Origin of the sequence: Rhodococcus sp. CX (genome assembly GCF_015865005.1) — a bacterium.
Taxonomy (GTDB): Bacteria; Actinomycetota; Actinomycetes; order Mycobacteriales; family Mycobacteriaceae; genus Rhodococcus.
Genome location: NZ_JADZGH010000061.1, coordinates 79,284 through 92,847 on the forward strand (window position 1 = coordinate 79,284; position 13,564 = coordinate 92,847).

General features: G+C 68.1%; 12 protein-coding genes and 2 pseudogenes. 7 read left to right on the plus strand and 7 right to left on the minus strand.

Going from position 1 to position 13,564, the window contains the following annotated elements; translation table 11 throughout:
• Positions 1 to 782, plus strand: a 782-nt coding sequence (locus tag I0Q12_RS32130; protein WP_231610105.1) for a HAMP domain-containing sensor histidine kinase, incomplete at its 5' end; no start/stop codon positions are given.
• A 398-nt stretch (positions 783 to 1,180) separates the two neighbouring features.
• On the opposite strand, the pseudogene I0Q12_RS06345 reads toward I0Q12_RS32130, so the two are convergent.
• The 3 genes and pseudogenes from I0Q12_RS06345 to I0Q12_RS06355 form a co-directional block, all read right to left on the minus strand.
• Positions 1,181 to 1,546 (minus strand): annotated as a pseudogene (locus I0Q12_RS06345) (heavy metal translocating P-type ATPase); the annotation flags it as partial.
• 51 nt (positions 1,547 to 1,597) lie between these two features.
• Positions 1,598 to 2,275, minus strand: a complete 678-nt coding sequence (locus I0Q12_RS06350) for a DUF305 domain-containing protein (RefSeq protein ID WP_197251126.1) — start codon at positions 2,273 to 2,275, stop codon at positions 1,598 to 1,600.
• Positions 2,275 to 2,556 (minus strand): SHOCT domain-containing protein, encoded by a 282-nt coding sequence (locus I0Q12_RS06355; protein ID WP_197251127.1) that lies wholly within the window; start codon positions 2,554 to 2,556, stop codon positions 2,275 to 2,277. Before I0Q12_RS06355 ends, I0Q12_RS06350 begins: the two co-directional genes overlap by 1 nt.
• 136 nt (positions 2,557 to 2,692) lie before the next feature.
• On the opposite strand from I0Q12_RS06355, the gene I0Q12_RS06360 reads away from it, so the two are divergent.
• Positions 2,693 to 3,472: a response regulator transcription factor gene (locus tag I0Q12_RS06360; RefSeq protein ID WP_197251164.1), complete on the plus strand. Its 780-nt coding sequence runs from the start codon at positions 2,693 to 2,695 to the stop codon at positions 3,470 to 3,472.
• Positions 3,469 to 4,611 (plus strand): cell wall metabolism sensor histidine kinase WalK, encoded by a 1,143-nt coding sequence (locus I0Q12_RS06365; RefSeq protein WP_197251128.1) that lies wholly within the window; start codon positions 3,469 to 3,471, stop codon positions 4,609 to 4,611. The genes I0Q12_RS06360 and I0Q12_RS06365 overlap by 4 nt, the downstream gene beginning before the upstream one ends.
• Positions 4,612 to 4,616: 5 nt before the next feature.
• Here I0Q12_RS06365 and I0Q12_RS32135 read toward each other — a convergent pair.
• Positions 4,617 to 5,336: pseudogene (locus I0Q12_RS32135) on the minus strand (amidohydrolase family protein); the annotation flags it as partial.
• Here I0Q12_RS32135 and I0Q12_RS06375 point away from each other — a divergent pair.
• Together I0Q12_RS06375 and I0Q12_RS06380 are read left to right on the plus strand one after the other, a co-directional pair.
• A complete protein-coding gene (locus I0Q12_RS06375; RefSeq protein WP_307846071.1) occupies positions 5,326 to 5,964 on the plus strand; it encodes a GntR family transcriptional regulator in 639 nt (212 codons plus the stop codon). The pseudogene I0Q12_RS32135 and the gene I0Q12_RS06375 overlap by 11 nt on opposite strands.
• Positions 5,965 to 6,125: 161 nt before the next feature.
• Positions 6,126 to 8,090 carry an aconitate hydratase gene (locus I0Q12_RS06380; protein ID WP_197251129.1) on the plus strand — a complete coding sequence of 655 codons (1,965 nt, stop codon included), beginning with the start codon at positions 6,126 to 6,128 and terminating at the stop codon, positions 8,088 to 8,090.
• Here I0Q12_RS06380 and I0Q12_RS06385 read toward each other — a convergent pair.
• The 3 genes from I0Q12_RS06385 to I0Q12_RS06395 all read right to left on the minus strand — a co-directional run bounded on the left by I0Q12_RS06385 (position 8,070) and on the right by I0Q12_RS06395 (position 11,409).
• A complete protein-coding gene (locus tag I0Q12_RS06385; protein ID WP_197251130.1) occupies positions 8,070 to 9,512 on the minus strand; it encodes an NAD(P)/FAD-dependent oxidoreductase in 1,443 nt (480 codons plus the stop codon). The two genes, I0Q12_RS06380 and I0Q12_RS06385, sit on opposite strands and share 21 nt — an antisense overlap.
• 91 nt (positions 9,513 to 9,603) lie before the next feature.
• Entirely contained in the window at positions 9,604 to 10,611 is a 1,008-nt protein-coding gene (locus tag I0Q12_RS06390; RefSeq protein WP_197251131.1) for an NAD(P)H-dependent glycerol-3-phosphate dehydrogenase, read from the minus strand.
• 90 nt (positions 10,612 to 10,701) lie between these two features.
• On the minus strand, positions 10,702 to 11,409 hold the full coding sequence (locus I0Q12_RS06395) for a polysaccharide deacetylase family protein (protein ID WP_197251132.1): 708 nt from the start codon (positions 11,407 to 11,409) through the stop codon (positions 10,702 to 10,704).
• A gap of 116 nt (positions 11,410 to 11,525) precedes the next feature.
• Between I0Q12_RS06395 and rsgA the strand changes: the two genes are divergently transcribed.
• Both rsgA and I0Q12_RS06405 read left to right on the plus strand, forming a co-directional pair.
• The gene (gene rsgA / locus I0Q12_RS06400) at positions 11,526 to 12,575 is read left to right on the plus strand and encodes a ribosome small subunit-dependent GTPase A (RefSeq protein ID WP_248674772.1); all 1,050 of its coding nucleotides are present in this window, start codon (positions 11,526 to 11,528) and stop codon (positions 12,573 to 12,575) included.
• A gap of 100 nt (positions 12,576 to 12,675) precedes the next feature.
• Complete coding sequence (locus tag I0Q12_RS06405) at positions 12,676 to 13,485, plus strand: class I SAM-dependent methyltransferase (protein ID WP_197251134.1); 810 nt, start codon at positions 12,676 to 12,678, stop codon at positions 13,483 to 13,485.
• Positions 13,486 to 13,564 lie beyond the last annotated feature (79 nt).

Here is a 13,564-nt window from a genome sequence, read left to right on the forward strand (position 1 = left end):
CCGAAGGACACCTCGACGCCCGCACATCCGAGCGTGTCGGCGTACCGGAGATCCGCAGCCTGGCACGGTCGTTCAACCAGATGGCCGACCGCGTCGAATACCTGTTGCGGCAACAGCGTGCCTTCGCAGGCGATGCGTCGCACCAGTTGCGTACCCCGTTGACCGCGCTCCGGTTGCGCCTCGATGGTGCCGCCGACCTCATCGACGCCGATCCTGAGGCGGCCCGTCAAACGCTCGCCTCGGCCCAAGACGAGGTGCTGCGGCTGCAGCACCTCGTCGATGCACTGCTGGTGCTCAGCCGCGCCGACGATTCCGGCACCGCACCGCAGCAAACCGATCTGGCCGCGGTGGCCCGCGCCCGCGTCGAGCAGTGGGAACCCCTCGCCGACGAATCCGGGACGCGAATCACAGTGACGGCACCTGCGGCAGCGCTCGTGCTCGCCGTGCCCGGCGCTGCCGAGCAGATCATCGACAATCTGCTCGACAATGCCCTCGCCGTGTCCTCGCCCGGCACCACTGTCGAGGTCACCATCGACAGCGCTGCCTCCGGCAGTGTGGACCTGCACGTGCTCGATCACGGGCCCGGCTTGTCCGCCGAGGACCGCATCCGGGCTTTCGACCGCTTCTGGCGCGCCCGCACCGACACCGAAGGCAGCGGACTTGGGCTGGCCATCGTCGCCCAACTCGCCCGCGCCAGCGGAGCCACCGCCGAATTGCTGTCCCGCAGCCCGGATGGTGGTCTCGACGCCCGCGTTCGATTCCGTGCCGTGACGCCGCGGTAGACCCCCATCCCGTAGATGCCGCCGCCCGTGCTCGAGGCAGGGTCGGGGGCGGGCGGCGGAAGACGACGGTGAACACTTCGGTTCGTTGGCACGGGCACCGGCCGGGACCAAATAGGCAGATGCATCATCGGCATCCCGTCCATCCGATGTAGCCACATCATCAATTGGTGCAGTATCACGTACGCCCTGGTCCATCGTCGCCATCACGTTCATGGCCGCGCTTCTACTGCGTGACCGATCGAACGGGAGGCTCTCCAACCTCTCCCTCCATCGCCCCCATCGTCCCGCGGGATTCGTTCATCTGCGGGAATGCGATCTTCTTTTCGACCGCGTCTCACCGCAGTTCAGAGTGCTGCCAAGGTACGGATCAGTTCGGGCTCGTCGACCCGGGTGCTGTGCCCGGCGAAGAAGATCACCGTGCCCAGCAGTGGGGGAATCCACATGGCGCCGGGGAAATCCGGCGTGGTGTAGCCGAGCAGTTCGGCGACCATGTCGCTGAAGTACACCACCGGTATCGACAGCACCAGCGACACCCAGAAGCGGCGGCGGAACATCTCCCCGTGCGCCCCGTGCCCGGCGTGCCGATCGTGCCCGCCGTGGTCGGCACGAGTGTCGCGCTCGGCGTGGGCGACGTGGGCGAGATGTTCGGCGGTCCCGGCGTGAGCATCGTGCTGCCGGGGTGACGGACTCTGTTCGCCGGAGCGGTCATCGTGCCCGGTCGGGGCTGGATTCGGGCCGGAGTGGCCGTGCTCCGGAGGCGACATCGAAAGCCTCCTGGGGTGCCAGGCCTGGGGGAAATCGGACAGGGAAATCGGTTACAGAGTGGTCAGCAACTGACGCATGGTGTCGATTTCCTGCTGTTGGGCGTCGATGATGTTGTGGGCCAAGGCAACTGTGTCGGGAGACTGTCCGTTCTCGACCTCGGTCTGCGCCATGGCGATGGCGCCTTCGTGGTGGACGATCATCTGGGTGAGGAACAGTCGGGCGGCCTCGGTGCCCTGCGCGGCGGACAGCGCCTGCATGTCCTCGGCGCTCATCATCCCCTGCATACCCGGCATGGACTGCATGGGCATGGACTGCATGGGCATGGACTGCATGGGCATAGACGTCATTCCGGGCATGTTCTGCCAAGCTCCCGGGGCGTCGGTGGGCATCTGTGGCCGGCCCCCCTGGTCGAGCCAGGATTCGAGCTGCTCGATCTCCGGTCCCTGGGCGGCCTTGATCTGCTCGGCCAGCGCGGTCACCTCGGCGGGAATACCCTCTTTCGCCAGGATCATGTCGCTCATCTCGATCGCCTGGGCATGGTGCGGAATCATCATGCGGGCGAACATCACATCCGCCTGATTGTGCGTTACGGCCTCTTCGGCGGGCGAGGTGGCCGTGACGCTCGACGGGGCGGCGGTGGTGGTGCCCGTGTCTGAGTGGCTGCACGCGGCCGCGGTGAACACCACCGCAAGCGCCGCTACGCCGGCAGCGAGAGTCTTCTTGTCCATCAGGGTGTTCCCTTCCTCGAATGGTCATGGAGCACAGGTGAACCCGCGACGATCATCTGCTGACGAGCAGCGAACTCGTCGGCGTCGATCTCGCCGCGGGCGAAACGCGTCTCGAGCAGTCGCAGCGGATCGGGCTCCTGGCCGCCGCGTCCGGATCCGTCCACCCGGTCGGAACGGAACATCATCGCAACCAGATAGATCACCACCGCCCAGAACGCGACCATGCACACGGCCATGACGATCCATACGGTCCAGGTCGGCTGACCTGCCCAGCCCATCATGATCGCCTCCCTTCCCCGGTTCGTGTGTCCAGCCTGGCGCTCCTACCCCGCGATTGCTGTGGAGGCCGTATGAAGATTTGCTCAAGAAGCCCGACCACAGCGTTCGTCGTAGTGAGCGCCGGTGAAGATGGACGTCATGGACTCCTTTGCGCGCACGCCCACCGCAGCCGGTGACCCGGGGCCGCCGCAACGCCCCACGACAGGGCTGCGGGCGATGGTCGTCGAGGACGAGGCGCCGTTGGCGAGCCTGATCGGCTCGTATCTCGAACGCGACGGCTTCGAGACCGTGATCACCGGCGACGGCGCCGACGCGGTGACCCTGGCCCGGCAGGTCGATCCCGATGTCGTGGTTCTCGATCTGGGGTTGCCGGGTTTGGACGGTGTCGAAGTGTGCCGGCGGCTGCGCACTTTCTCCGATGCGTACGTGGTGATGCTCACCGCCCGCACCGAAGAGGTCGACACCCTCATCGGGCTGTCCGTCGGCGCGGACGACTACATGACCAAACCGTTCAGTCCCCGCGAGTTGATGGCCCGCATCCGGGCCATGCTGCGCCGCCCCCGGGCCGGCCTCGCCGTACCCACACCCGGTCCCATCCCGGGTGCCGCCGATCGGATCCGTCGGTTCGGTGACCTGACGCTCGATGTCGACGGCCGGGAGGTCACCGTCGGCGGTGTGCCGGTGGCGTTGACCCGCACCGAGTTCGACGTCCTTGCCGCCCTCGCGCGCGATCCCGGGGTGGTGCTCACCCGCGCACAGTTGATCGAGACGGTGTGGGGGCCGGCCTGGACGGGAGACGAGCACCTCGTCGACGTGCACATCGGTCATCTGCGTCGCAAACTCGGTGACGACGCCTCGAGGGGCCGCTATGTGCGCACCGTCCGCGGGGTCGGCTACCGGATGGGTACAGGCGCATGAACCACCAGTCTTCTCCACGAGAATCGTTGCGGCGCATCTTCCCCGGGTCGAGCTTCGGCACCCGGCTGTTTCTCGCGCTGACCGTGGTGGTGGTCGGCTGTGCGGTCAGTGCCTGGCTCGTCGCGTCGTCTCTTGCGCCCGGTATCTTCCACGATCACCTCGGACGGGCCGGTATCGACCACAACTCCAGCCAGGCCGCTCACGTCGAGCAGGCCTTCACCCGGTCGATCGTCCTGGCCTGGGGTCTGGCCGTCGCACTCGCGGTGCTCCTGGCGCTGGTGGTGAGCTGGTATCTGACCCGCCGGGTGCAACGCTCGATCACCGCGGTGACCACCTCCGCCGCCCGCATCGCCGGAGGCCACTACGACACCCGTCTGACCAGCCCCGGACTCGGCCGCGAATTCGACGAACTCGTCGTCACCGTCAACGAACTGGCCCGCCGCCTCGACGCCACCGAAACCACCCGCCGCCGTATGCTCGCCGACCTCGGTCACGAGATGCGCACGCCCATCGCCACTCTCGACTCCTACCTCGAAGCCCTCGACGACGGCGTCCGCACCTTCGACGGCGAGACCCGCCAGGTCCTGCACGCCGCGACCCAACGGTTGTCCCGGCTCGCCCAGGACATCACCGCCGTCTCCCGCGCCGAAGAACACCTCACCCGCATCCGGCCGGTGCCCACCACCACCGGCGCCCTCGTCGACACCGCGGCCGATGCGGTACGCGAACGGTACGAAAGCGCAGGTGTGGCTCTGCAGACCCGCATCGAAGACTCCGAGATCGTGACGGTCGATCCGGACCGGATCGGTCAGGTGCTGGGGAACCTGCTCGACAACGCCCTGCGGCACACCCCTGCCGGAGGAGCCGTCACCGTCACCAGCAGGCGAGCCGACGAGGATCGTGTGCAGATCACCGTCGCCGACACCGGCGAAGGCATCGCACCCGATCACCTCGACCATCTCTTCGATCGCTTCTACCGCGCAGACACCGCCCGCGACCGCGAAAGTGGAGGCAGCGGAATCGGACTGACGATCGCCCGGGCCCTCGTCGAAGCCCACCACGGCCGCATCCGGGCCCACAGCGAAGGACCCGGCCGCGGCGCCGTCTTCACCCTCGAACTGCCGATTGCCGGGCTGTGATCCCAGAGTGCTGCCAGGGTGCGGACCAGTTCGGACTCGTCGACCCCGGTGCTGCGCCCGTCCCGGATCGTCACCTCACCGCCGACGATCACGGTGTCCACGATCCGGCTGGTGCCGGTCGTGAGAACGGCGGCACCCGGATCGCGGACGGCAGGGTCGCGAACTCCCGGTCGAACCGGATCAACGTCAGATCCGCCGGGTCCCCGACGTGCACGCCACCGGAGCGGGCCGGTAGTCCGAGCGCGGAATTGGCTCCGCCCGTGGCGATGTCGAGCATCTGCTCGAATCCGAACAGGGTCGGCCCTGCGTTGCGCCGCCCGCTGCACGTACGCTCCCCTGCGAAGTGATTCGAGCATGTCCTGGGTGTCGTTGCAGGCGGCGCCGTCCACGCCCATGCCCGCGTGCTCCCGGCACATCGTGTCGTCGGTGGTGGTTTCGAGCAGATGGATCGAGACGGTCATGTCGCGGGCCGTCGCGAACTCCCGGATGGCGGCCATGCCCTCGGCCGTGACGGACCGCGGGTTCGGAACCGCGAGCCCGACGGTGACGGCGGATCCGGCCGCGTCCTTCGCCAGCTGGTCGGCATGGGCGAGCACGTCGTCCAGCGGCTGCATGAGCCGCGGCTCGAAGCCCCACTTGCGGGTGGCGTCGGCCCGGTCGGCGACGCCGCGACCGAGTGCCGCGCGAATCCCATTGTCGCGCAAGCCCCGAAGGATTGCCGAATGTGAGCTGCTCGCGGAATCGGTTCACCCCACGCTCCGAGACCGGATATTCGCGGGGGAGCTGCCGCCCGGCACCGCGCTGTCCGTGCCGGCGCTGGCCGCGAAACTCAACGTGAGCAGGACCCCGGTCCGCGAAGCCGTGCAGCAACTCATCAACGACGGCCTCGCGGTGTACACCAGGAACGCCGGGGCCAAGGTCGAAACGGTCGACGACGAGCCGATCCGGGAGGTGTTCGCGGTGCGCGAGATGCTCGACGGGCTCGCCGGCTACCAGGCGACGTTGCGGGCCACTCACCAGCAGGTCGCCGACCTCATGGCGATGGTCGACTCACAGCGGTCGATGCTCGACCAGCCCGCCGACCGACGACGGGACTCGCGGCTCGATCTCGACTTCCACACCGCAATCCGCGGCATTGCCGCGAACAAGCCGCTGCGCGAGGCCTTGTTCCGCCTCGACGCGCAGGCCCACCTGTACCGCTCGGACATGTGGGCGTCCGAGACCAACCGGCAGCTTGTCGTCGAAGAGCACGAACGTATCGTCGCGGCCATCCGGGCCGGCGATGCCGAGGGTGCCCGCGCCGCCAGCTGCGCTCACGTCGCAGGACTGGCGGTGCGGATTCGGCGTCGGTAGAGACCCCTCGTTCGCGAAGGGGCGGGTCGGGTGGTCGCCACGGCGGCCCCAGGCCCCGGAATGCGGTAGTTCCCGCGGTCGAATCGGAGCATCCTGGAGGAAGTGAATCGACAGTGCCGCCCGGTCGGCCTTCGGTGCCCCGGGCGCGGACGGGAGCCACCATGCCGGAGAACGTTGCGCGCAAGCTCATCGGAACGCATCTCGTGTCGGGGAACATGGACCCTGGCGAGGAGATCGCGATCCGGATCGATCAAACCCTCACCCAGGACGCCACCGGAACCCTGGTGATGCAGGAACTCGAAGCGCTGAACCTCGATCGGGCCCGGACAGAGGTCAGCGTCCAGTACGTCGACCACAACCTGCTGCAGGCGGACGAGAAGAACGCCGAAGACCACGAGTACCTGCGTACCGCCTGCCTGCGGTACGGACTGTGGTTCTCCAAGCCGGGCAACGGCGTCTCGCACCCGACGCACATGCAGCGATTCGGGATTCCGGGAAAGACACTGGCCGGATCCGACTCGCACACCCCCGCGGCCGGGTCGCTCGGGATGCTCGCCATCGGAGTCGGCGGCCTCGAGGTTGCGCTGGCCATCGCCGGTGAGCCGCTGAACCTCCGGATGCCCGAGATCTGGGGCGTCGAGCTGACCGGTGCGCTACCGCCGTGGTGCTCGGCGAAGGACGTGATTCTCGAGATGCTGCGCAGGCACGGCGTCAAGGGCGGCGTCGGGCGGATCGTCGAGTACTACGGGCCGGGCCTGGACACGCTCACGGCGATGGACCGCCACGTGATCGCGAACATGGGCGCCGAACTGGGTGCAACCACCACCGTGTTCCCCGCCGACGACGCGGTGCACGAGTTCCTGCGGTCGGAGGGGCGGGAGGACGACTTCGTCGAGGTTGCCGCCGACCCGGGTGCGGGATACGACCTGGTCGAGCACATCGACCTGTCCGCCGTCGAACCGCTGATCGCGAAGCCGTCGTCGCCGGGCAATGTCGTGCCCGTGCAGGAGGTCGCCGGAGAACCGGTCGCGCAGGTGGTCATCGGGTCCTCGGCAAACCCCGGACTGCGCGACTTCGCGATCGCGGCCGCGATGGTCGCCGGGCGGCAGACCCTTCCGGAGGTCAGCTTCGACATCAACCCGTCCTCGCGGGAGATCTACTCCGACCTCACCCGCATGGGCGCCACGCTCGACCTGATCACTGCCGGAGCTCGCATCCACCAGTCCGGGTGCATGGGCTGCATCGGCATGGGGCAGGCCCCCGCGACCGGGCGAAACTCGTTGCGCACCATGCCGAGGAATTTCCCCGGCCGGTCCGGAACCCGGGAGGATTCGGTGTGGTTGTGTTCGCCGGAGACCGCGGCCGCGTCCGCACTCACCGGTCGCATCACCGATCCCCGCGACTGGGCCGCGGAGGTCGGCACGGACTACCCGAAATTGAACCTGCCCGCCGAGGCCTCGGTGAACACCGCGATGCTCGTCCCGCCGCCCCCGGAAGAAGACGCACGCGGGATCGAACCGGTGAAGGGGCCGAACATCTCGTCGCTGCCCGATTTCCCGCCGCTGCCGGACCGGATCGAGGCGCCCGTTCTGCTGAAGGTCGCGGACAACATCTCCACCGACGAGATCTCGCCGGCGGGAGCCCGGGCACTGCCGTTCCGGTCCAACATCCCCAAGCTCTCGCAGTTCACGTTCACACAGGTCGACGAAACCTACCCCGACCGGGCCGCGGAAACCAAGGACACCACCGGACACATCGTCGTCGGGGGAGAGAACTACGGTCAGGGATCGTCGCGTGAGCACGCGGCCATCACGCCGCGGTATCTCGGTCTCCGCGCCGTGCTCGCGAAGTCGTTCGCACGGATCCACTGGCAGAACCTCGCGAACTTCGGTGTCCTCGCCCTCGAATTCGCGAACCCGGACGACTACGACGCCATCGAGCAGGGCGACGTGCTCGTCCTCGACGGGCTTCGTGACGCTCTCGTGGCAGGACCCGAGCTGTCGGTGCACAACTCGACCCGCAACATCGATATTCCGGTGCGGCACAGGCTGTCGCCCCGGCAACTCGAGGATGTGCTGGCCGGCGGGATCATTCCGAAACTCGCGCTACGGCAGGAAGGTCGGTGATGGCTCTGTCGAAGGTACCGGCACGCGGTAGTTCTCACGGTCGAACCTGCGGGTGCGCCACCGGTAGCGCCACGCGTAATCGGGCCACAACGAACGGTTGATGCCACCGCGGTCGAGGTACCAGCTGTCGCAGCCGGACGTCCACGCGGTTCCCGCCGACCGCTCGGCCATCTCGGCGCCGAACCGGGCCGGCGCCTGCTCGTCTACCTCGAGGGCCTCGACTTCTTCGCGATCGGTTACATCCATTGCGGCTGCGGCATAACGGAACTGGGATTCGAGCATAGTGAGAACCGACGTGTGTGCCAGGCCGGTGTTGGGGCCACCCAGAACGAACATGTTCGGGAACCCCGAGACGGTGATACCCAGGTGCGCTTGCGCGCCCTCGCGCGCCCAGCGTTCGAGAAGGACGATTCCGCCCCGACCGGACACCGGCACCGATGCGAGCGCGCCCGAGACGTGAAATCCCGTGGCATACACCAGGGCGTCGGCAGGGTGCTCGCGACCGTCCGCGGTGACGACGGAGTTCCCGGCGAGGCGTGCGATCGGTGACGGCACCAGCTCGACGTTCTCCCGCCTCAGGGCGGGATAGTAGTCGTCGGAGAACAGGATTCGCTTACAACCGATCCGGTAGCCCGGGGTCAGTGTCTCACGCAGCGCCGGATCGTCGATTCCGTCGTGCAGGTGCCTCAGTGCGCGAGCCTCGAGCCGGTCCGGCGAACCCGTGAAGGAGCCCAATCGCGACTCCGCGCGCCAGTATTCGAGTGCCCGTCGAGCCGGACGGGGGAGCGGCAGCCGGGGTGCGGTGCGTGGCAGGATCCACGGTGCGGTGCGCTGCACGACGGTGACGTGTTCCGCGATCTCGGCGAGCCGGGGAACGATTTGTATTGCGCTGGCGCCGGTTCCGACGACGGCAACGCGTCGGCCGGTGAGATCGAGGGAGTGGTCCCAGCGTGCGGTGTGGACGGCGGGGCCGTCGAACGTGCCGTCCGTGCGGGGGATCCGCGGAACGTTGAGTGCGCCCAGCGCGAGGACGAGGAAACGTGCCTCGTAGGTGGTTCCGCGGTCGGTGGTGACGTGCCAGCGTTGCGTGCGCTCGTCCCAGCGGCATCCGGTGGCGCCGACCCCGCACGTGATGCGCTCGAGCAGGCCGGGCTCGTCGGCGAGTTCGTGCAGATGCGCGAGGATCTCCGGTTGGCCGGCGCGTCCCCGGGCCCACGTCGCCTGCGGGGCGAACGAGTACGAGTACAGCGCCGGCGGGATGTCGCATTCGCAGCCCGGGTAGGTGTTGTCGCGCCACGTCCCACCGAGGGAATCCGCGCGTTCGAGAACCCGCACGTCCCGGCCGCGGCGATGCAGGTGCACGGCGGCACCGAGGCCGGCGAATCCGGCGCCGATGATGAGCACTTCTGTGGACGACGACACCTGAACAGTGTTCAAGTTGTGGTTTGAACAGTCAAATCGGGGAATCTATAGCTCTCTAGTGTCTCTCCGAGAAAGCTGAATATTCGGCTGATCAGACGAGGTCTTCCTCGTCACCGGGCGCGCGCTTCCGGAGACCGCGGTAGGCCTCGGTGGGGGTGTGACGTCCCGCGACCACCGCTTCGACCTCGGCGGCGATCGGCATCTCGACGCCGTACTCGCGGGCCAGTTCCATCACCGTCGGCGCGGTCTTGACACCCTCGGCGACCTGCCCCAACTCGGCGACCGCCTCCTCGACGGACAGCCCACGTGCGATCGCCTCGCCCACTCGGCGGTTGCGGGACGCCGGGCTCATGCACGTGGCGATCAGATCGCCCATGCCGGTCAGGCCCGAAAAGGTCCGCGGTTGCGCGCCCATCGCCACACCGAGCCGGATCATCTCGGCGAGTCCCCGCGAGAGCACCATTGCGCGGGTGTTGTCGCCGACCCCGAGACCTTCGGCCATGCCGGCCGCGATCGCAATGATGTTCTTCAGGACCCCGCCCAACTCGCAGCCGAGCACGTCCGTGTTGCGATAGACGCGGAACACTTTCGCCGCGAACAGCGGTTGCAGCGCGCTCGCGATCGACTCGTCCTGCATCGCCACCACCGCCGCGGCAGCCAGGCCGTCGGCGATCTCGCTGGCGATGTTGGGGCCGGCGAGCAACCCGACCGGGTGCCCCGGCATGCACTGCGCGACCACCTCGGTCGGACGCAGCCGGGTGCCCGGCTCGAGACCTTTCGCGAGCGAGACGATCGGCACCCACGCGCGCACCTCGTCGGCGATCTGCTCGAGCGTTTCCCGCACGGCGTGGGAGGGCACACCCACGACCAGCACGTCCGCCTCGTGCGCGGCCTCGACCAGGTCGTCGGTGGCGCGCAGTTCCGCGGGAAGCTCGCGGTCGCCGAGGTAGCGGCTGTTCCGGTGCTCCTCGTTGATCTCCGCCGCGGTGTCGGATTTCCGCGACCACAGCAGCGTCGGTGTGTTCTGGGCCGCGAGCCCCGCGACCGTGGTCCCCCACGATCCGGAACCGAGAACGACGACGCGAACCGGACGTGCCATCTGCGATCACTCCTGTCTGGTTTCTGCCGGTGAGTCCTACAGATCTCCAGCGTGTCAGGAGGCGGGGACCAGCGGGTACGTTTCGGTCGGTCAGGAGCCGAGGAGCTCCGAGACCGTCACGAACCGGAAGCCCTTCGCCTGCAAACCGGCGACGATCCCCGGAATCGAGTCGAGCGACGACTGCCGCGCCGGATACATCGCATGCAGCAGGATGATCGACCCCGGGCGGGTCTGCGCGAGTGCTGTGTCGACCATCGTGGCCGCGTCGGCGGCGACGGAGTCCGGTTCCACGTCCCACATCACCGTGGTCCGGTCGTGTGCGTCGAGATACCGGGGGAGGACGACGAGCTTCTTGCTGTAGGGCGGGCGGAACGTGATGTCGCCGTCGAACCCGGCGGCGCGGATCTGCGCGTCCGTGCTCTCGATCTCCTCGCGCACGGTGTCGCCGCCGACGAGGATCATCCGCCGGTGCGTTTTCGTGTGGTTGCCGAGTTCGTGCCCGGCTTCGACGATCGCGCGTCCCATCTCGGGGTGTGCGGCCAGCTCGGTGCCGGTGACGTAGAAGGTCGCCGGCACACCTGCTTCGGCGAGGACACGCAGAACTTCGGGAGTGCGGTCGGACGGTCCATCGTCGAGGGTCAACGCGACGAGCTTGTCGTCGGTCTCGACCCGGTGCACGAGATCGCCGAAAAGCTGGTAGGTGCGCGAGTTCGAGAGCGTGTAGAGCCCGAGCACGGTGGCGATCACGAGCAGCACCGCGACGGCGACGGTGATCACGATGCGGAGGCGTCTCGTCATCGGTCCAGGCTGCCCCATCCGGAAATTCGATTGCGCTGCGGTGCCACCGGGTTCACCATCGGAATCTGTCGGAGCGGGACATGGGCCCCGCGCGCCACCATGAATCAGGAGTCACCGTGCACCCCGATGTCCTACCCGGAATCGAACCTCTGGCCGAGTACGGCTGGACTCCGCGGATTGCAGAACGCTTCGCGGACAGCGATATTCAGGGGACGCCGGGACGAATCGTGCGGGCCGGTCGCGGCCACAGCGAAGCCGTGACCTCCGCGGGCCCGCTGCGGGTGCGGTCGTCGGGTCATCGGGTCTGTACCGGCGACTGGGTGATCGTGCGCGAACCTGCCACCGACGGCGACACGGTCGGCACGGTCTGCGCCGTGCTGCCGCGTACCGGTGCGATCCGTCGCGCCGACGCGTCGGGGCGATCGGAGGAGCAGGTCCTCGCCGCAAACGTGGACACCGTCGTGGTGACGGCCGCGGCGGACACGCTCGATCTCGGCCGCGTGGAACGCCTGCTTGCCCTGGCCTGGGACAGTGGAGCTCAGCCGGTCGTCGCGCTCACGAAGGTCGACGTCACGACGGAACCGGTGTTCGAGCAGGTCGTGGCGCTCGCGCCCGGCGCGAACGTGGTCGAGGTGTGTGCACCGGAAGGGGCTGGGCTGAGCGAACTGCGCGACCGGATCCAGGGCACCGTCGTGTTCCTCGGGGCATCCGGTGCCGGGAAGTCGACGCTGGTCAACGCGTTGTGCGGCCGCGACATCCAGGCAACAGCGCCGGTGCGGCACGGCGACGGCAAGGGCCGGCACACCACCACCGATCGGGAGATGTTTCCGCTGGGAGACGGCATCACCCTCATCGATACACCGGGCCTGCGCGGGGTCGGAATGTGGGACGCCGATGCCGGTATCGCCGCGGTGTTCCCCGAGATCGACGATCTCGCGCAGCACTGCCGCTTCACGGACTGTGCGCACGAGACCGAGCCTGGATGTGCGGTCCGCGCTGCCGTCGAACAAGGCGACCTCGACGCGCGACGGGTGGAGAGCCACCGAAAGCTGCGCCGCGAGAACGAGTGGGTAGCGGCGCGTGCCGATGCGCGGTTGCGGCACGAGCGGAACCGGGAGGCCAAGGTGATCAGCCGAGCGATCCGGGCGTACTACCGCGACCGCTGATGCGCGGCATCGCCTGGTGCGTTTCACGGAGCGTGCGTCGGCGTTCTCATGATTTAGGATTGGTTTCCCACTTATTGGGCAGGTCGCCTAAGCTCGAGGCATGGGCAACGAAGAGGTCGTCTACACACACGGTCACGACGAGTCGGTGCTGCGCGGTCATCGCTGGCGCACGGCCGAGAACTCCGCCGCGTATCTGCTGCCGCACCTGCGGCCGGACATGACTCTCCTCGACGTCGGATGCGGTCCCGGGACGATCACCGCAGACTTCGCCGGGTTGGTCGCCGAGGTCACCGCCGTCGAAATGAACGACGAGGCCCTCGATCTCGCTCGAAAGGAGTTCACCCGGCGCGGGATCACCAATGCCGAGACGGTCGTCTCCGACATCCACACACTCGACTTCCCCGACGACACCTTCGATGTCGTCCACGCCCACCAGGTCCTGCAACACGTCGGCGACCCCGTGCAGGCGCTGCGCGAGATGGCTCGGGTCTGCAAGCCGGGCGGCATCGTCGCCGCCCGTGACGCCGACTACGGCACCTTCACCTGGTACCCGGAGAATCCCGAACTCGACCGGTGGCTGTCGCTCTACCACGACATCGCCCGCGCGAACGGTGGCGAACCCGACGCGGGGCGGCGTCTGCGGGCCTGGGCGCACGCCGCCGGCCTGGACGATGCGGTCACCACCGCGAGTACGTGGTGTTTCTCGTCCGACGAGGACCGCGAGTGGTGGGGCGGGTCGTGGGCCGACCGGGTTCTGAAGTCGAACTACGCCGACCGGGCCGTCGAACTGGGTCTCGCAACCGGCGACGACCTCGCACGTATCTCGGACGGCTGGCGTACCTGGGCTGCCGACAACGACGGTTGGTTTGCGCTGCTCCACAGCGAGATCCTGTGCCGCATAAGCGGGTAGCGCCGATGCTCTGAGCTCGGTGTAGAGGGCACAGAAATCACAGCGGGCAGACCCGTTGGGGTCGTGACGATCTCACAAC

What these genes read in the sequence shown, in the direction of transcription:
- I0Q12_RS06360 (WP_197251164.1), top strand. Translation starts at nt 2,693, where the DNA reads ATGGACTCCTTTGCGCGCACGCCCACCGCAGCCGGTGACCCGGGGCCG.
- I0Q12_RS06365 (WP_197251128.1), top strand. Translation starts at nt 3,469, where the DNA reads ATGAACCACCAGTCTTCTCCACGAGAATCGTTGCGGCGCATCTTCCCC.
- I0Q12_RS06405 (WP_197251134.1), top strand. Translation starts at nt 12,676, where the DNA reads ATGGGCAACGAAGAGGTCGTCTACACACACGGTCACGACGAGTCGGTG.
- I0Q12_RS06380 (WP_197251129.1), top strand. Translation starts at nt 6,126, where the DNA reads ATGCCGGAGAACGTTGCGCGCAAGCTCATCGGAACGCATCTCGTGTCG.
- I0Q12_RS06350 (WP_197251126.1), bottom strand. Translation starts at nt 2,275, where the DNA reads ATGGACAAGAAGACTCTCGCTGCCGGCGTAGCGGCGCTTGCGGTGGTG.
- I0Q12_RS06395 (WP_197251132.1), bottom strand. Translation starts at nt 11,409, where the DNA reads ATGACGAGACGCCTCCGCATCGTGATCACCGTCGCCGTCGCGGTGCTG.
- I0Q12_RS06390 (WP_197251131.1), bottom strand. Translation starts at nt 10,611, where the DNA reads ATGGCACGTCCGGTTCGCGTCGTCGTTCTCGGTTCCGGATCGTGGGGG.
- I0Q12_RS06355 (WP_197251127.1), bottom strand. Translation starts at nt 2,556, where the DNA reads ATGATGGGCTGGGCAGGTCAGCCGACCTGGACCGTATGGATCGTCATG.